Source organism: Micromonospora sp. PTRAS2 (assembly GCF_054052245.1).
This window is the reverse complement of sequence record NZ_JBSWBU010000018.1, coordinates 1-17,077: the sequence shown is the minus strand read 5'-3', so window position 1 is coordinate 17,077 and position 17,077 is coordinate 1. Positions and strand designations below refer to the sequence as shown.

Annotated in this window: 17 protein-coding genes; 6 read left to right on the top strand and 11 right to left on the bottom strand. The window is 74.6% G+C overall.

Features of this window, described 5'->3' with window-relative positions; genetic code table 11:
- Positions 1-40: 40 nt before the first annotated feature.
- Both urtA and ACVMYR_RS30575 read right to left on the bottom strand, forming a co-directional pair.
- Positions 41-1,285 (bottom strand): urea ABC transporter substrate-binding protein, encoded by a 1,245-nt coding sequence (gene urtA, locus ACVMYR_RS30580; RefSeq protein ID WP_198956546.1) that lies wholly within the window; start codon positions 1,283-1,285, stop codon positions 41-43.
- 448 nt (positions 1,286-1,733) lie between these two features.
- On the bottom strand, positions 1,734-2,870 hold the full coding sequence (locus ACVMYR_RS30575; RefSeq protein WP_457123443.1) for a substrate-binding domain-containing protein: 1,137 nt from the start codon (positions 2,868-2,870) through the stop codon (positions 1,734-1,736).
- Positions 2,871-2,967: 97 nt separating this feature from the next.
- Between ACVMYR_RS30575 and ACVMYR_RS30570 the strand changes: the two genes are divergently transcribed.
- Positions 2,968-3,444, top strand: coding sequence for a MarR family winged helix-turn-helix transcriptional regulator (locus ACVMYR_RS30570; RefSeq protein ID WP_457123442.1), 477 nt, complete (start codon positions 2,968-2,970; stop codon positions 3,442-3,444).
- A 47-nt stretch (positions 3,445-3,491) separates the two neighbouring features.
- Here the strand turns inward: ACVMYR_RS30570 and ACVMYR_RS30565 are convergent, their stop codons facing one another.
- From ACVMYR_RS30565 to ACVMYR_RS30535, 7 genes are all read right to left on the bottom strand, one after another.
- Complete coding sequence (locus tag ACVMYR_RS30565) at positions 3,492-4,313, bottom strand: urease accessory protein UreD (protein ID WP_457123441.1); 822 nt, start codon at positions 4,311-4,313, stop codon at positions 3,492-3,494.
- Positions 4,313-5,038: an urease accessory protein UreG gene (ureG, locus tag ACVMYR_RS30560; RefSeq protein WP_077937565.1), complete on the bottom strand. Its 726-nt coding sequence runs from the start codon at positions 5,036-5,038 to the stop codon at positions 4,313-4,315. Before ureG ends, ACVMYR_RS30565 begins: the two co-directional genes overlap by 1 nt.
- Complete coding sequence (locus ACVMYR_RS30555; RefSeq protein WP_431894805.1) at positions 5,028-5,702, bottom strand: urease accessory protein UreF; 675 nt, start codon at positions 5,700-5,702, stop codon at positions 5,028-5,030. The genes ureG and ACVMYR_RS30555 overlap by 11 nt, the downstream gene beginning before the upstream one ends.
- 5 nt (positions 5,703-5,707) lie before the next feature.
- Positions 5,708-7,411 (bottom strand): urease subunit alpha, encoded by a 1,704-nt coding sequence (locus ACVMYR_RS30550; RefSeq protein WP_457123440.1) that lies wholly within the window; start codon positions 7,409-7,411, stop codon positions 5,708-5,710.
- Positions 7,408-7,761: an urease subunit beta gene (locus ACVMYR_RS30545; RefSeq protein WP_457123439.1), complete on the bottom strand. Its 354-nt coding sequence runs from the start codon at positions 7,759-7,761 to the stop codon at positions 7,408-7,410. Before ACVMYR_RS30545 ends, ACVMYR_RS30550 begins: the two co-directional genes overlap by 4 nt.
- Positions 7,758-8,060: an urease subunit gamma gene (locus ACVMYR_RS30540; protein WP_043963228.1), complete on the bottom strand. Its 303-nt coding sequence runs from the start codon at positions 8,058-8,060 to the stop codon at positions 7,758-7,760. The genes ACVMYR_RS30545 and ACVMYR_RS30540 overlap by 4 nt, the downstream gene beginning before the upstream one ends.
- A 278-nt stretch (positions 8,061-8,338) precedes the next feature.
- A complete protein-coding gene (locus ACVMYR_RS30535) occupies positions 8,339-11,566 on the bottom strand; it encodes an Ig-like domain-containing protein (RefSeq protein WP_457123438.1) in 3,228 nt (1,075 codons plus the stop codon).
- 224 nt (positions 11,567-11,790) lie between these two features.
- Between ACVMYR_RS30535 and ACVMYR_RS30530 the strand changes: the two genes are divergently transcribed.
- Entirely contained in the window at positions 11,791-12,864 is a 1,074-nt protein-coding gene (locus tag ACVMYR_RS30530) for a LacI family DNA-binding transcriptional regulator (RefSeq protein WP_457123437.1), read from the top strand.
- Between the two features lie 54 nt (positions 12,865-12,918).
- Here ACVMYR_RS30530 and ACVMYR_RS30525 read toward each other — a convergent pair whose 3' ends face one another.
- Together ACVMYR_RS30525 and ACVMYR_RS30520 are read right to left on the bottom strand one after the other, a co-directional pair.
- Positions 12,919-13,842, bottom strand: coding sequence for an RNA polymerase sigma-70 factor (locus ACVMYR_RS30525; protein ID WP_457123436.1), 924 nt, complete (start codon positions 13,840-13,842; stop codon positions 12,919-12,921).
- A complete protein-coding gene (locus tag ACVMYR_RS30520) occupies positions 13,839-14,600 on the bottom strand; it encodes an SDR family oxidoreductase (RefSeq protein WP_457123435.1) in 762 nt (253 codons plus the stop codon). The genes ACVMYR_RS30525 and ACVMYR_RS30520 overlap by 4 nt, the downstream gene beginning before the upstream one ends.
- 185 nt (positions 14,601-14,785) lie before the next feature.
- Here ACVMYR_RS30520 and ACVMYR_RS30515 point away from each other — a divergent pair, with 185 nt between their 5' ends.
- Genes ACVMYR_RS30515 through ACVMYR_RS30500 form a run of 4 tightly spaced genes read left to right on the top strand, consistent with a single transcriptional unit; the run spans position 14,786 to position 17,007 of the window.
- Complete coding sequence (locus ACVMYR_RS30515; protein WP_457123434.1) at positions 14,786-15,187, top strand: YbaB/EbfC family nucleoid-associated protein; 402 nt, start codon at positions 14,786-14,788, stop codon at positions 15,185-15,187.
- Positions 15,174-15,494, top strand: coding sequence for a type VII secretion target (locus ACVMYR_RS30510; RefSeq protein WP_077937557.1), 321 nt, complete (start codon positions 15,174-15,176; stop codon positions 15,492-15,494). Before ACVMYR_RS30515 ends, ACVMYR_RS30510 begins: the two co-directional genes overlap by 14 nt.
- Positions 15,491-16,684, top strand: coding sequence for a WXG100-like domain-containing protein (locus ACVMYR_RS30505; protein ID WP_457123433.1), 1,194 nt, complete (start codon positions 15,491-15,493; stop codon positions 16,682-16,684). The genes ACVMYR_RS30510 and ACVMYR_RS30505 overlap by 4 nt, the downstream gene beginning before the upstream one ends.
- Entirely contained in the window at positions 16,684-17,007 is a 324-nt protein-coding gene (locus tag ACVMYR_RS30500) for a hypothetical protein (RefSeq protein WP_457123432.1), read from the top strand. Before ACVMYR_RS30505 ends, ACVMYR_RS30500 begins: the two co-directional genes overlap by 1 nt.
- Positions 17,008-17,077 lie beyond the last annotated feature (70 nt).

Sequence of the window (17,077 nt, the reverse complement as noted above, 5' to 3'; positions counted from 1 at the left end):
GTGGGGCCCGGGCGGCGCAGGGGCCGCCCGGGCCGGGTGGTCAGCTCAGGCCGGTCGCCCAGGGGTAGCTCTTGAGGTACGGGTCGGGCTTGATCGGCTGGCCGGAGTTCCACACCTCGGTGATCAGCCCGTCCGCGCCGACCTTGCCGATCCGGGCGGTCTTGGCGATGTGCTGGGTCGGGCCGTCCACGGTGACCAGGCCCTCGGGCGCCTCGTAGGTGATGCCGCCGGCGGCGGCGCGGACCTTCTCCACGTCGAAGGAGCCGGCCTTGGTGACCATCTCCTTCCACAGGTACACGGCGACGTACGCGGCCTCCATCGGGTCGCTGGTCGGCTTGTCCGCGCCGTACTTCGCCTTGTACGCGGCGACGAACTTCGCGTTCGCCCCGCCCGGGGTGGTCTGGTAGTAGTTCCAGGCGGTCAGCTGGTCCTTGAGATATTGCGTGCCGATGCCCTTGACCTCTTCCTCGGCGATCGACACGGACACCACGGGCATGCTGGTCGCGTTGAGCCCGGCGGACGTGTATTCCTTGAAGAACGCCACGTTGCTGTCGCCGTTGAGGGTGTTGAACACGGCGTCGGCCTTCGCCGACTTCACCTTGTTGACGATGGTGCCGAACTCGGTGGAGCCGAGCGGGGCGTAGTCCTCGCCGAGGACGGTCATCCCGTTGGCCTTCGCGTACGCCTTGATGATCTTGTTGGCCGTGCGGGGGAAGACGTAGTCGCTGCCCACGAGGTAGACCGACTTCTTGCCCTGCGCCTTGAGGTAGTCCAGGCCGGGGACGATCTGCTGGTTGGTCGTCGCCCCGGTGTAGAAGATGTAGGGCGACTGTTCCAGGCCCTCGTACTGCACCGGATAGAACAGCAGCGCCTTGTTCTTCTCGAACACCGGCTTGACGGCCTTGCGGCTGGCCGAGGTCCAGCAGCCGAAGACGGCGGCGACGCGGTCCTCGGAGATGAGCTTCTCGGCCTTCTCGGCGAAGGTCGGCCAGTCCGAGGCGCCGTCCTCGCCGACCGGCACGATCTTCTTGCCGAGGACGCCGCCGGCCGCGTTGATCTCCTCCACGGCGAGCATGATCGAGTCGCGGACGGTGACCTCGCTGATGGCCATGGTGCCGGAGAGCGAGTTGAGCAGGCCCACCTTGACGGTGTCGCCCGAGACGTCGGCGCTGACGCCCGTTCCCGACGTGCTGTCGGAGGTCTTGCTGCCGCACGCGGCCAGCGCGGCTGCGACGACGAAGGCCATGGTGCCGGCCAGGATGCGGCGGCCCCGGAACAGTGACATGCAATCTCCCCTGCGGTGAGCGTGGAGCGACGACCACCGGCCCTGTCGGGCCGGGCTGCATTGCCATTGGCGATCGGTGATTGGTGAAGCGGTGCGGTCACGGGTGTCGCGTCGGGCGGAAAGGCCGGCCGGCGGGTGGGACGCCGGCCGATCATCCGCAGTGGACGTCGGGCTGGGCAAAGCCTCGACTCGATTCATTGCGGCCACGTTTCCCGGCCCTTAATTGCCTGTTTCCCGAACGGCCGGTAAGGCCAGCTGAGCGAAGGAAAGCAGCAAAGGCCGCCACCATCTCCGGAGGATTCACGGAGAATGGGGACGGCCCACATCAGACAATTGGAAGAACGGTCGTCCGCGCCCCGTAATCACATTTCGACTAAACGGCCGGCGAGCCAGTTACTTCCTGCGTGAAGGATTTTAGCGGGGTCCCCCGGCCGGCTGTCAAGCGCCCCTACAGCTCCGCCAGCACCGCGAAGTCGAGCCCGTCGGCCTCGGCCAGGTAGATCCGCTGGCGCACGTGCCGCCCCCGCAGCCGCAGCTCCCCCCGCGGCCCCTGGTACGACACCGCGTCGGCGGCGGCCCCGATCGCCCGCACGTCCAGCGTGCGGGCCCGGGCGATCAGCGCCGCCAGCAGCATCACGCCCTCGTAGCAGGACTCCCCCAGGCTGCCCAGCGGCGGCGCCTCCACCCCGAACCGGCGGGCGAACGCCCCGTGGAAGTCGAGGTTCTCCCGGGTGACCAGGCCGGCGAAGAACCCGGCCGTGCTGTACAACCGGCGGGTCGCGCCCGCCCCGCTGGCCAGCAGCATGTTCTCGTCCATCAGCGTGCTCAGCCGCAGGCAGCGCTGGTCCAGCCCGCTGCGGGCGAACGCCCGGTTGAACCGCACCGCGTCCGCGCCGACCAGCAGCATCAGCACCCCGTCCGCCTCGGACTGCTCGACGGCGCGCAGGACGGGGCCGAAGTCGTGGGTGCCCAGCGGCAGGAACCGCTGCCCGCACACCCGCGCCCCGCTGCGCAGCGCGTACCGCTGGGCGGCGCGGGCCGTGCGGCGCGGCCACACGTAGTCGTTGCCCACCACGTACCACCGGCGCACGCCCTGCTCGCGGGCCAGCAGCCGCATCGCCGGCCAGAGCTGCGCGTCGGGCGTCTCGCTGGTGAGGAAGACCCCCTCGGTGCGCTCGCCGCCCTCGTAGAGCGCCGTGTAGACGTACGGCACCCGGTGCGCGACGCGCGGGGCCACCGCCTGCCGCACCGACGAGATGTGCCAGCCGGTCACCCCCTGCACCGCGCCGGTCGACACCAGCGCCTCCACCTCGGCGGCCACCTCGGCCGGCGGGGCGCCGCCGTCGACGGGAACCAGCCGCAGCTCGCGGCCGAGCACCCCGCCGGCGCGGTTGATCTCCTCCATCGCGAGCTGGGCGCAGAGCTCGCAGGTCGGGCCGAACATCCCGGCGGGCCCCCGCATCGGGTAGACCAGCGCGACGCTGACCACCGACCGGTCCACGGTGAGCCAGGGCGCGGGAAAGTGGAGCGTCTGCCCCGGCTGGGGATGCGGCGCACCAGCCGGACGCCCTGCCGGCACGGACATGACGACATGATTGCCGCCGGCCGGTGCCCACACCAGACCCGGTCAGGATGCGGGACCTTTTCGGTACGATGACAGCCCCACCGAACGGGGGAGAGCCATGCCCGAGGTGCCCGCGACGCCCGTCGACCTGCTGCGTGCGCTGACCCGTGCCGAGCGGCTGCTCGCCCGGCGAGTCGGCGGTGTCCTGGCCGCCGAGGGCCTCACCGTGGAGGCCTGGCGGGTGCTGTGCCTGCTCGCCGACGGGCAGGGGCACCCGATGAGCGAAGTCGCCACCGAGGAGTCCCTGCCACCGGGGACGCTGACCAAGCTGGTCGACCAGCTCGTCGACCAGAACCTGGTCTACCGGCGGATCGACCCGCAGGACCGGCGGCGCATCCGCGCGTACCTGACCGCCCGGGGCCGCCGCGAGCAGGAACGCGTCGACGCCCTGGTCCGGGCGGACCTGGCCGACCTGACCACCGACGACGACCTCGCGCTGGCCGGGGCGCTGGCCGCGCTGGCCGACCGGCTGGGCGCCGGCCGCCGCCCGGTCGGCGCGGGGACCGGCCCGCGCCCCCGCGTCGCGACCCGCTGACGCCCGCAGCCGCCGCCCCGGGCCGGCCACATCCCACGCCGTGCCGCTCAGGCCAGGGTGAGCCGCTCGCGCAGGGTGTGCGCGTCGGCGGCGGTGGCGGTGAGCAGCGCCGCCGGGCCGCCGGCCAGCGCCAGCCAGGCCACCGCGCCACCGTCGCCGGTCGCCGGCCGCGCCCGGGGGACGGGCAGGCCGCCGGACCGCACCCCGACGCCGGGCGGCATCCCGACGCCGGGTGCCGCCCCGGGACCCGGCTGCGCGGCGGGACCGGGCGGGACGTCGGGGCCCACCAGCAGCAGCGAGCCCGTCGCCGGGGCCCCACCGAGCACGGCGGGCCCCGCCCAGCCGGGCGCGGACGGGCCGACCGCCGTCGACTGGCGCAGCAGCGGCCGACCGCCGTGGTCGACCGACGTGCGGACGACGGCGTCGCCCGGCGACTCGCCGTACCGGCCGCAGATCAGCTCGTCGCGCCAGGTCAGCCGGGCCCCGGCGGCCAGCTCGACCCGCGACTCGGCGACGTGGTCGCAGCCGGCCGCCGCGACGAGCTGCTCCGGCACCCAGTGCAGGGTGCCCCCGTCGTGCACCACCGCGTGCACCCGCATCCGGGACGCCGCCGCCCCGGGGCGGCCGGGCAGCGCCACCGAGGCGGCCACGCTGCCGACGCGCAGCGCCGCCCCGGGGCCCACCTCTACCTCCAGCAGCAGGTCGTCGCCGCCGAGCGGGCCCGCCGCGCCGCCCACCACGTACACCGTGGCGACCCCGCCCTCGGCGGCGGTGGACCGCAGCAGCAGCGGCGACTCGCCGCGCAGCTCCGTGAGGCGGGTCCCGCCGCGACCGTCGGCCCGCGCCACCACCCGGGCCCGCGCGCGCATCAGGCGACGGCCACGGCGGCCCGGTGGTGGGCCAGCTCGTGCCGGATCCACCCGGCCACCCGGGTCGCCTCCGGGTCGCCGACGATGGACAGGAAGACCGTCGGCAGGTCGCCGCGCCGGGCCCGCGCGTCGCGGTCCATCACGTCGAGGTCCGCGCCGACCATCGGCGCCAGGTCCGTCTTGTTGATCACCAGGAGGTCGGCGGCGGTGACCCCGGGCCCGCCCTTGCGCGGCACCTTGTCGCCGCCGGCCACGTCCACCACGAAGATCTGCCGGTCGATCAGCCCCCGGCTGAACGTGGCCGTCAGGTTGTCCCCGCCGCTCTCCACGAGCACCAGGTCCAGCGGGCCGACCGCCTCGCACAGCTCGTCGATCGCGTCGAGGTTCGCGCCGATGTCGTCGCGGATCGCCGTGTGCGGGCAGCAGCCCGTCTCCACCGCCCGGATCCGGGCCGGGTCGAGCACCCCGGCCCGGCGCAGGAAGTCCGCGTCCTCGGTGGTGTAGATGTCGTTGGTGACCACGCCGAGGCGCAGCTCGGTGGCGAACGCCCGGCACAGCGCGGCCACCAGGGCGGTCTTGCCCGAGCCGACCGGCCCGCCGATGCCGATGCGCAGCGGCCGGGCCGCCGCCGGCAGCGGGGCGTGCGGGTCGACCCCGGGCTCGGGGTGGGTGTGGGGGACGTCCTCGTCGTGCGACGAGGTCAGGGGAACGGATTCAGGACGCAAAGAGACGCACCTCCCAGGTGGTGTGGACTTCGGCATGGATGTCGGTGAGGGGGGCCGCGCCGGCCGGCAGCCACTCCGGCGGCCCGTCGGCGGCGGCCACCGCCCGCGCCGCCGTGGCGTCGACGTCGGCCGTCAGGGCGGCGAGCAGCCCGTGCACGCGGTACGGGTCGAGGCCGAGCAGCCGCACCGCCGCGCTCGCCGGGCCGGTCACCGACCCGTACGCGGCGGCGGTCGCCAGCTCGGCCGGGTCGAGGCCGGCGGCCGCCCCGACCAGCCCGAGCACCAGCGGCTGGTGCGGCCCGGTCGGGTCGGCGGGCAGGGCGGCGAACGGCCCGCCCGGCCACAGCGCCCGCCCGGCGCGCAGCAGGGCCCGGCCCTGCCGGCGGGAGACCGCGCGCAGCGCCGGGGCGGCCGTGCGGGCGTCCAGCTCGGCGTCGAGCCGGGCCAGCGCGGGGCCGGGGTCACCGGCCGCCGCCCGGTGCGCCGCCACCGCGAACGCGGCGGCGACCAGCCCGCCGGTGGCCAGCCGGCCGACCAGGAAGCCGCGCAGCGACGCCAGGTCGGTGACCAGCCCGGCGGCGACGGCGGCCTCCAGCCCGGCGGAGTGGGCGTGCGCGCCGGCCGGGAACCGCCCGTCGGCGAGCAGGAGCAGCATGCTCGTCATCGTCGTCAGAACAGGTGGTAGAGCTGGGCCATCGGCAGCTCCGTCACCGGGTCCGGCTCGACCACCTCGCCGTCGATGCGGACGGTGAAGGTGTCCGGGTCGACCTCGATGCGCGGCATGGCCCCGTTCTCGGGCAGGTCGGCCTTGCCCCGCGACCGCACATCGGCGACGGGGACCAGCGGCCGGCGCACGTCGAGGCGGAGGCCGGCCTCCAGCGCCGCCGGGGCCACGAACGCGAGGCTGGTCGCCGCCGGCACCACGCCGTGCGCGCCGAACATCGGCCGGGGCAGCACCGGCTGCGGCGTCGGGATCGACGCGTTCGCGTCACCCATCTGCGCGTACGCGATCATGCCGCCCTTGAGCACCAGGTGCGGGCGTACGCCGAAGAAGGCCGGGTCCCACAGCACCAGGTCGGCGAGCTTGCCCGGCTCCACCGACCCGATCTCGCGTTCCAGGCCGTTGGCCATCGCCGCGCAGATGGTGTACTTCGCGACGTAGCGGCGGGCCCGGCGGTTGTCGGCGCGCCCGTCGCCGGGCAGCGCCCCCACCCGCCGCTTCATCACGTGGGCGCTCTGCCAGGTGCGGGTGATCACCTCGCCGATGCGCCCCATCGCCTGCGAGTCGGAGCCGATGATGGAGATCGCGCCGAGGTCGTGCAGCAGGTCCTCGGCGGCCATCGTCGACGGGCGGATCCGGCTCTCGGCGAACGCCAGGTCCTCCGGCACCGCCGGGTTGAGGTGGTGGCAGACCATCAGCATGTCGAGATGCTCGGCGAGGGTGTTGCGGGTGTACGGGCGGGTCGGGTTCGTCGACGACGGCAGCACGTTCGGCTCGCTGGCGACGGTGATGATGTCCGGCGCGTGGCCGCCGCCCGCCCCCTCCGTGTGGTACGAGTGGATCGCCCGGCCGGCGATCGCGCGCAGCGTGTCGGCGACGAACCCGGCCTCGTTGAGGGTGTCGGTGTGGATGGACACCTGCACGCCGGAGGCGTCGGCCACCCGCAGGCAGGCGTCGATGGCCGCCGGGGTGGTCCCCCAGTCCTCGTGCAGCTTGAAGCCGCCCGCGCCGGCCCGCAGCTGCTCCCACAGCGCCTCCTCGGAGACGGTGTTGCCCTTGCCGAGCAGCAGCACGTTCACCGGGAACGCGTCCAGCGCCTCGTGCATCCGGGCCAGGTGCCAGGCGTTCGGGGTGACCGTGGTGGCGCGGGTGCCCTCGGCGGGGCCGGTGCCCCCGCCCACGAGGGTGGTGATGCCGCTGGTCAGCGCCTCGTGCACGAGCTGCGGGCAGATGAAGTGCACGTGGGTGTCGACGGCACCGGCGGTGAGGATGCGCCCGTTGCCGGCGATCACCTCGGTCGCCGGGCCGATCACCAGGTCCGGGTGGACGCCCGGCATCGTGTCCGGGTTGCCGGCCCGGCCGAGCGCGACGATCCGGCCGTCGCGCAGCCCGACGTCGGCCTTTACCACGCCCCAGTGGTCGAGCACCACCGCGCCGGTGATCACCGTGTCGAGGGCGCCCTCGGCGCGGGTGGCCCGGGACTGGCCCATCGACTCCCGGATCACCTTGCCGCCGCCGAAGACCATCTCGTCGCCGCCGACGCAGTGGTCGACCTCCACCTCGATGAGCAGGTCGGTGTCGGCGAGCCGGATCCGGTCGCCCGTGGTGGGCCCGTACAGGTCGAGGTAGCGCCGCCGGTCCAGTTCGCTCACCGGTCCGACCCCCCGTCCGGCTGGTCCACGACGCCCGGGCCCGCGTCCAGCGGGCCGGCGACCTCGCCGCGCAGGCCGGCGACGATGCGGGCCCCGCCCAGCGGCACCAGCTCCACCTGGCGGCTGACCCCCGGCTCGAACCGCACGGACGTGCCGGCGGGCACGGCGAGCCGCTGGCCGTACGCGGCGGCGCGGTCGAAGCGCAGGCCGGGGTTGGCCTCGGCGAAGTGGTAGTGCGAGCCGACCTGCACCGGCCGGTCGGCGGTGTTGACCACCAGCAGGGTGGTCACCGGCAGGCCGGCGTTGATCTCGACCGGGCCGTCGCCGGGCAGCACCTCCCCGGGGATCACGGGATCGGGTGGTGCACCGTCACCAACTTGGTGCCGTCCGGGAACGTCGCCTCCACCTGCACCTCCTTCAGCAGCTCGGGGACACCGTCGAGCACGTCGTCGCGGCCGAGCACGCCGCGACCGGCCGACATCAGGTCCACGACCGACCGCCCGTCGCGCGCGCCCTCCAGCAGGAACGCGGTGATGATGGCGACGGCTTCGGGATAGTTGAGGCGCAGGCCGCGCTCGCGGCGGCGACGGGCGACGTCCGCCGCGACGTGCACGAGCAGGCGATCCTGCTCGTGGGGGCTGAGGAACACGGAAACCTCCGGGCGGTCCGGCGTGCACGCTCCCGCAGTCGCGGCGCGCGTCGACGGGCGCCGGACGAGAGAGGGTCACACGTGACCGCCGCCGGCCGTCGGCGGTTCGCCCCGGGACCCCACCGGCCCCGGCCCGATCCTACGGCCGCGCAGCGGTGTGGGGGCTGGGAACGGACCGCACCGCCAACCGCTGACCAGACCGTAGAGGATCGCCGGGCACGGTCGCAACGGCCGGGACGGCGACATGGTGCGCCTCACCGCCCCACCCCACCCCGGCGTCAGCGGCGCAGGCGGATCGTGTAGGTGCGCGACTGCGAGCCGTCCTCGCTGGTCACCGACACGGTCGCCGTACGGCTGCCGGCCCTCGGCTGGCGCACGACGACGGTGGCGTACGGGTCGGCGGCCACGGCGGTGACGCACGGCAGCCCGCCCCGGCGGGTCACGGTGTAGGACAGCTTCTCCGGATCGAAGCCGGCCAGCGGCACCCCGTCGAGGGCGATGCCGGCGGCGGAGGCGTCCGACGACGTGCCGGGCGCGGCGGCGAAGACCTCGATCTCGCTGGCGGTGATGTGCCGGTCCGGGTGGGCCGTGAGCACGATCCGCACCGCGTCCGTGGCGGCGGTCACCGGCACGTCGACGGCGGGGGCGCTCGCCGTGCCCGTCGGGACGTCCACCGGCGCGCCGGCGTCGACCCAGCCGCCCTGCGGGTCGCGGACCTGCGCCCGCAGGCTCTGCGGATAGCTGTCGAAGCCGTCGCGGTAGAAGTGGACGACGACCCGGGTGAGCCTCCGGCGCTCCGGCAGGGTGACGGTGAGCGTGTCGGAGGGGTTCTTCGTCCCCGACCGCCAGTTCGACCACGCCTTGTCCGTCAGCACGCCGTTGGCCAGGCCGTCCGGCGAGTAGCCGGGCTCGGTGAAGGTGGCGGCGACGCCCGCCGGGGCCGCCCGCTCCTCGACCGGCTGGGTCACCTGCACCCGCACGCTCGCAGCGAGGGTGCGCCCGTCGCCGGCGTCGGCCTGCCCGGCGAGGGTGACGACGCCGGGGGCGTCGAACGCGCCGGCCGGCGGCGGCTGCCAGCGCACCGGGCGCTGCACCGTCGCGCCCCGCCGGGCCACCGCGGTGACCGTGGCCGGCAGCGTCGGCTCGCCGCCGACGGCGGCCTTCGCCCGGGTGGGCCGCGTCGCCACGAGGGTGTCGACCACGACCGTCGCCCGGGCGACGTGGGCGCGCCCGAGGGCGTCGGTGGCGCGGCCGGTGACCCGCACGGTGCCGGGCCGCTGCCACCTCGACGTGGCGGGCAGCTTCCAGGTGACCGGCAGCGTCCCCCGGGCGCCGTCGCGGCGGACCGGGACGACGGTGTCCGGCAGCGCCGGGGCGACCCCGGGGACCGTGAACGCGTCGGTGGGCGCGATCCGCAGGACCGTCTCGTCGGTCACCCGCCAGCGCTGGTTGGCCCCCGAGTTGGCCAGCCAGGAGGTGACCGCCGCGCCGTCGCCGGTGGCCTGGCCGCCGACCTCCAGCAGGCGGCGCGAGCCGACGTTGACGAGGGTGTACGTGCCGTCGCCCGTGGTGGACAGGATCCACTGTGCCTGCGGGCCCGGCGCGGCGACGGCGGGGACGAGGGTGACGGCCTGGTCGACGACGGCGACCTGGCGGGTGCCGTCGGCGGTGGCGACGGCGTACCGGGCCCGGTTGCCCGTGCCCCCGGCGAGCCGGGTGAGCCGCCACAGCTGGTCCGCGCTCGCCGGGTCGGTGGTGCGGATGACCGCGCCCGAGCCGGTGCCGCCGGCCGGGGCGAGGGAGCGGCCGCTCTGCACGCCGGTGAGGCGGTAGACGTGGCCGTCGCGCACCAACGCCGCGCCGGGGGCGACCCCGGAGACGCCGGTGACCAGGAACGTCGTCACCGACTGGGCGGGCACGTCCACCCGGGCAGCGCGGCCGCGCACGGCGACGGGGGCGCCGCGCCGCAGCGCCCCGTCCGCGCTGGTGACGACGGGGGTCACCGTCGCGTTCGCGGCGACGGCGCCGAACGCCGACAGGTCCAACGCGACGGTACGGGCGGCGGTGCCGTCGTTGACGTGCACGACGGTGGCCCGCCCGCCGGTGGCCACGGCGGCGACGCTGGAGGTGTCGTTCACGGCGACGAGCCGGTCGCCGGGGCGGATGTGGTGGGTGAAGTTGCGGACGGTGTCGAACTTGGTGTTCGTGTAGATCGGGCAGGTCCGCAGGGTGTCGGCGGCGGTGCAGTCGAACGGGAGCTGGATGCTGCCCCAGTTGGAGCCCTGCGGGAACTCGCCGCCGGGCTTCATGTTGTCGTAGTCCTCGACCGGCTGCCAGAACACCCACGCCGACGGTTCCAGCTCGCGCAGGTCGTCGACCATGTGCCGGGCCATCCCGAGGCCGGGGGCCATGCTGGTGAGGCTGTGCCCGTCGCCCCAGGAGCCCTCCACCTCGCTCATCCACAACGGCTTGTCCTCGCCCTTGGCGATGTCGCGGGCGGTGGTGCGCTGGCCCGTGCCGTAGGTGTGCACGTTGAGCTGGTCGACCAGGCCGCGTACGTCGTCGGGGTAGGCGTTCCAGTTCGTGGCGAACGTGCCGGGGTTGGTCTCGTCCATGGCGGACACGCGGGTCCCGCTGCCGGCGGCGCGCAGCTCGGCGGCGACCGCCCGGACGACCTGCTGCTGGAGGCCGGGGCCGGCGTGGGCGCCCTCCTGCCGACCGCCGACCGGGTTGCCGTCGGCACCCAGCCGGGTGCTCCAGTAGGTGGTGTTCGGCTCGTTGAGCGGGTCGATCGTGTCGACGGTGATGCCGTGCACGGCCTCCAGGCGCTGGGTGACCCGCACGAGATAGGTCGCGAAGTCGTCGACCCGGTCGGCGCGGATCTGGTCGGCGGTAGGGTCGAAGCCGCCGGAGACGTACCCGCTGACGGTCTGGAACCACGGCGGCGAGTTGCTGAAGGTCTCCCACCGGGTGACGTCGTTCTTGATCCGGTCGACCCACCAGCGCTGCGCGCGGTCGGCGTCCGGGTTCCAGTGCTGCGGGTTGTCCGGGTCCCACCAGTCGGTGTCGGCCCGGGCGGTGCCGTCGGGGGCCCGCCACCAGCCGGGCACCGCGCCGCCGGGGCGCAGGTAGTCGGGGACGTCGGGGGCGTTGCCGCCGCCGATGTTGTAGCGGGCGATGTTGAGGTTGAGGCCCTGTTCGCCGAAGACGAGGTCGGCCAGGCGCTGCCGGATCTCCTCCGGGTAGCCGCCGGTGGCGTTGGCGAACCAGACGAGGCTGGTGCCCCACCCCTGGAACTCCTGCCCCTGGTAGGACGGGTCGGGGCGGACGGTGACCACCGGGAGCGCGGCGGGCCCCGGCGCGGCCGCGCCCCCGGCCACGGCGGCGGATCCGGTTGCCGGCGCGGCGGAGGCGGGGCCGGCGCCGGGCGCGACGGCGACGCCGAGGGTGACGACGGCCGCCGTGACCGCGGCGGCCAGCCCCCGGCGGGACGGGTGTCTGCTCATGTGGACGATCTCCTCCGACGGGTGGTGGTGAGCCGGTGGATCGCGCCGCGTTCCTGCGGCGGGCGCGCTACCTCGATGTTTACGCAAACATCGAGTGTTGCGATGCTCCCAGTCGGCCCGTGGCCCGTCAAGCACGGCCGGCATACTGGGCTGCGCCGCGTGAGCACCGCGGCGGAGCCGGCACGAGGCGCCGGCCGCAGGCGGGGCGAGAGGAGCGAGGCGGGATGAGTCGGTCCGGCCCCGACGGGGCGACCCAGGAGCCCGCCAGCGCGGGCCGCCCCCGCGCCGGCCGGCGGCGGGGCGTCTCCATGGCCGACGTGGCGCGGCTGGCCGGCGTCTCCGCGCAGACCGTCTCCCGCGTCTCCACCGGTCACCCCGGCGTCGTCGACAGCACGCGCGAGCAGGTCCTCGCCGCGATGCGGCAGCTCGGCTACCGTCCCAACAGCGCCGCCCGCGCGCTCAAGTACGGCGAGTTCCGCACCATCGGCGTCATCCTGTTCACCCTGTCCAGCACCGGCAACAGCCGCACCCTGGAGGCGATCGCCACCCACGCCGCCGACGCCGGCTACGTGATCACCCTCATCCCCGTCGGGGCACCCACCCAGGACCGCCTGCTCGGGGCCTTCACCCGGCTCGGCGAACTCGCCGTCGACGCGGTCATCGTCATCATGGAGGTGCACCTGCTGGACGCGGCGACCGTCGCCGTCCCACCCGGCGTGCACGTCGTCGTGGTCGACTCCGACGCCGGCGACCGCCACCGCGTCGTCGACACCGACCAGGCCGACGGGGCCCGCCAGGCCGTGCACCACCTGCTCGGCCTCGGGCACCGCACCGTGTGGCACGTCGCGGGGCCCCGGGAGTCGTTCGCCGCGCAGCGGCGCGCGCTGGCCTGGCGTACGACGCTGCAGGAGCACGGCCGCCCGACGCCGCAGGTGCGCCGCGGCGACTGGTCGGCGGAGTCCGGCTACCGCGCCGGCCTCGACCTGGCCGGCGACCCCGACTGCACGGCGGTCTTCGTCGCCAACGACCAGATGGCCCTCGGGGTGCTGCGCGCGCTGCACGACCGGGGCCGGTCGGTGCCCCGCGACATCAGCGTCGTGGGCTTCGACGACATCGCCGACGCGGGAGCGTTCATCCCGCCCCTGACCACCGTCCACCAGGACTTCGCGGAGGTCGGCCGCCGCTGCGTCGAGGCGGTGCTGCGCCAGGTCCGCACCGGCGTGCCGGAGACCGGCACCACCCTCGTCTCCACCCGCCTCGTGGTCCGCGAGAGCACCGCGCCCCCGCCGGGCGACTGAGGCGGTGGCCCGGCGGAGCCCCTCCCAGCGCCGCCTCCAGGCGCGCTCTCGCCCTCAGCCGGCCCCGGCGAACCGCCGCAGCTTGTCCGGGTTCACCACGATGAGCACCCGCTCGACCCCCCGGTCGGAGCAGTCCAGGGCGACGAGGGACTGCGGGCTGCCGTCGGCGTTCGTCACCAGCAGCGAACCGCCGCCGTTGACCTCGACGAACCGGAACCCGGCGGTGTGCCAGTACTTGCGCAGGACGTTGTCCAGGAACGTGGTCACCCGCCCGACGCCGGCCAGCTCCTTGCGCGCGGCGTTGACCCGGCCGCCGCCGTCGGACCACGCCCGGACGTCCTCGGCGAGCAGCCGCTCCAGGGCGGCCACGTTGCCCTCCCGGGCGGCGACGAGGAACGCCTCGACCAGCTCGCGCCGCCGCGCCGCCGACACGGGCGAGGGGCGCTGCGACGCCAGGTGCCGGCGCGCCCTGCTGACCAGCTGTCGGGCGTTGACCTCGGAGGTGTCGAGCACCTCGCCGACCTGCCGGTGGGAGTAGTCGAACGCCTCGCGCAGCACGTACGCGGCCCGCTCGGTCGGCGTGAGCCGCTCCAGCAGCAACAGGACCGCCAAGTCCAGCGCCTCGGCCCGCTCCGCGCCCAGCGCCGGGTCCGCGCTGGTGTCCACCGGCTCGGGCAGCCACGGACCCACGTACCGCTCGCGGACTGCGCGCGCCGACGTGGCGGCGTTGATGGCCAGCCGGGTCGTGGTCGTGGTGAGGAACGCCGCCGAGTTGCGCACCGCCCCGCGTTCGGCCGACTGCCAGCGCAGCCACGCGTCCTGCACGACGTCCTCGGCCTCGGCGACACTGCCCAGCATCCGGTAGGCGATGCCGAACAGGCGCGGCCGCACCGCCACGAACTCGGCCAGCCCGTCCCCGGGCCCCGCCGGGGACGGGACGGCCGTCGTCGCCGCGTTGTGCGTCTCGTCGACCGTCACGGGGCCAATCTAGCCGCCTGCGAGGTACGCCAGTCCGCGAGGGACACCGCGCCCGTCCTGGCGTCCCCGAGCGGCACCAGCGAGCCATCCGCCAGCGCCGCGCCGAAGTACGTCGCACCCGGATCGGTCACCACCTCGCGGTCCTCGCCGCTCGTGGCGAGTACGGTACGGCCCAGCTCGTCGAGGCGGAACCGTTCGGGGCCGGCGACCTCCACGACGCCGTTCACCGGCGCGCCAAGGGTCATCTCCAGGAGGGTCGCGACCACGTCGTCGGCCGCCAGGGGCTGGATGGACACCGGCGCGAGAAGCACGAAGTCGCCGTCTCCACCGGCGTCGACGATGGCGCGGACGAACTCGAAGAACTGCGTCGCGCGCACGATCGAGTACGGGATGCCGGAGGCGACGACGAGTTCCTCCTGGGCGACCTTCGCCCGCATGTAACCGCTGTCGGGGATCCGGTCGACGCCGACGATCGACAGCACCACGTGGTGCCGCACGCCCGCCCCGGCCTCGGCGGCGAGGAGGTTGCCGGTCGAGGTCCGGAAGAACTCCAGCACGGGCGCGTCCTCGAACGAGGGCGAGTTCGACACGTCGACCACGACGTCCGCGCCGTCGAGCACCCCGGCCAGCCCCTCGCCGGTCAGGGTGTTCACCCCCGTCTTCGGGGACGCGGCGACGGCCTGGTGGCCCTCCCGGTCGAGCGCGGCCACGAGCCGGGAGCCGATGAGCCCGGTACCGCCGATGACGACGATCTTCATGATCGGATCACTTCCCTCCGCGTACGCGGCGCGGCGCGCCGCCCTGTCACCCGTACGACCGGGCAGGTCCCCGAACCGTGACACCCACCCCTAGCCGCCGTGGCGCGTGACCGGCCGGCGGCGGTGCGGACGGATTGCTACGGTGTGCGGGACGGTCACCGGTGTGTCCCCTGGGGAGGGTCGACATGTGGGCGGACGAGGCCGCGCTGGACGCGGCGACCCGCCGGCTCGACGAGTGGGAGTCGTCGTTGGCCGACCGGGCCGCCAATGCGCGGGCGCTGTCGGCGCGGGTGCGGGCCCTGACCGGCACCGCCCACAGCCCCGACCGGGCGGTCGAGGTCACCGTCGACGCCACGGGTCTGCTGGTCGACCTGCGGCTCGACGAGCAGATCCGGCAGCACCCGGCGGCACACACCGCCCGGCAGATCGTCGCCACGACTCGGGCCGCGCACGCCGACCTGCTGCGGCAGCTCACCGAGGCGACCACGCAGACCCTCGGCGACGACGACCCGGCCGTGCGGGCCATCATCGACGGCCACCGGCGGCGGCTCGACCCCGGCCAGGGCCCGCCCGATGGCCGCCGGTGACGGCATCCGGGTCGACCCCGGCGACCTGACCGCCCATGCCGCCCACCTGGAACGCTGCGCCGGCAGCCTCGACACCGCCCGGCAGGCCGGGCAGCACGTCCGGCTGGACGCCGACGCGTACGGCCAGCTGTGCGCGATCATGCCGGTGCTGCTCGACGCCCTCCAGCAGACCCTGGTCGGCGGCGTCGACGCCGCGGCCCGGTCGGTGCGCGACACCGCCACCAGGCTGCGCTCCGGCGCCGAGGGCTACCGCGCCGCCGACGCCCGCGCCGAGCAACGGTTCCATCGCGTACGAGACGCGCGGTGACCGGCAACCCGCTCGTCGCCGCCCCGCAGGACGCCGCCCCCAGCGCCTGGGCCGGCATCTGGATCTGCGAGGACATCGAGCTCATCGCGCAGGGCGTACGCGACGGCAGCTGGATCGACGGCAGCCTCGGCGTGGTCAGCGCCGGCCTCGACGCCCTCGCCTTCGTCTCCGACCCGGTCGGCGCCCTGCTCCAATACGGCATCGCCTGGCTCATCGAACACGTCAAGCCCCTCAGCGAGGCGCTGGACTGGCTCGCCGGCGACCCGGCGCAGATCACCGCGCACGCCCAGACCTGGCGCAACGTCGCCGCGTCGCTGCGCGACGACGCCGCCGAGCTGACCCACGCCGTACGCACCGAGGTCGCCGGCTGGGGCGGCGACGCCGGCCCCGCCTACCGCACCTGGGCCGCCGGACAGCACCAGGCGATCACCGGCCTCGCCCAGGCCGCCGACACCCTGGCCGCCATCACCGAGGGCGCCGCCGGCCTCGTCGCCGCCGTCCGGCTCCTGGTCCGCGACGCCATCGCCACCTGCGTCTCCCGCCTCATCGTGTACGCGGGAGAACTCGTCGCCACCGCCGGCCTCGCCACACCGATGGTCGTGGAGCAGGTCACCGCCACGGTGGCGTCGTGGGCGGCGCGGATCGCCCGGCTGCTACGCGGGCTGCTGGCCAGCCTGCGGCGGCTGATGCCGCAGATCCGCCGCCTCGGCGAGCTGATCGAGAAGCTGAGGGAGGCACTGGGGCGGCTGCTCAGCGGCGGTCGAGCAGGCCGAAGGGACCCGTCGCAGCCACTGCCGCCTCACAGCCCCGAGCCGCCGCGTCTCGATGAAGAGCGGCGGATCCACGAACTCGGCATGGATCCGGCGACGGGCAAGTTCCGGCCCAGTGAGGCCGAGACGGCTGCCCGGCTGGAGCGCGAACTGGACGTCACTCTGACCCGTGCACCCGAAGGCTCATCCGCTGACTGGGTCGATGGCAGCGGGCGCACGTACGACGCAGTAGGCAACTTCCCAGGCCAATACTTCGACCGGCAGTGGCCTCAGCTGCAGTATCAGATCGAGCGACACCTGACCAAGGCCGACCTCGTGCCGGTTGACGTCTCGCAATTCTCCGGGGAGCAGGTCGCTAGGATCGAGCAGTTCATAGCCGATCGGGGCTTGGGCCCGCGAGTGTTCATTGTGGGGAAGTGATGGCTGGCCTCATCGTGCTGAAGCCCGGCGTCGACTGGACGGTGACGGGCGGCCTGTTCGACTGGACGCTGGAGTTCCTCATCCCGAGGCTCTCCGACAGGACGGTCGCGGACCAGCTCCAAGAAGTCGTCGACAACAACCTCGGCTCGGTCTGGGTTCACGAACTGCCGCCAGATGCGCAGGCGGAGATCGTCAGCTACTGGCGGCAGGGCCTGGTGGCCGCAGGAAAGCAGGAGCTGCCTGAGAGCGAGCACAAGGCCGACGTGATTCACCGCCTCCAGGAGCTGGTGGATGCCACCTACACCGCCGGTTATCCAGGATGAGGTGAGGCCGACGCATTGAAGACGGTGGGGTTCTTCCGGGAACTCGGCCCGGACCCGGTCGAGGTCTATG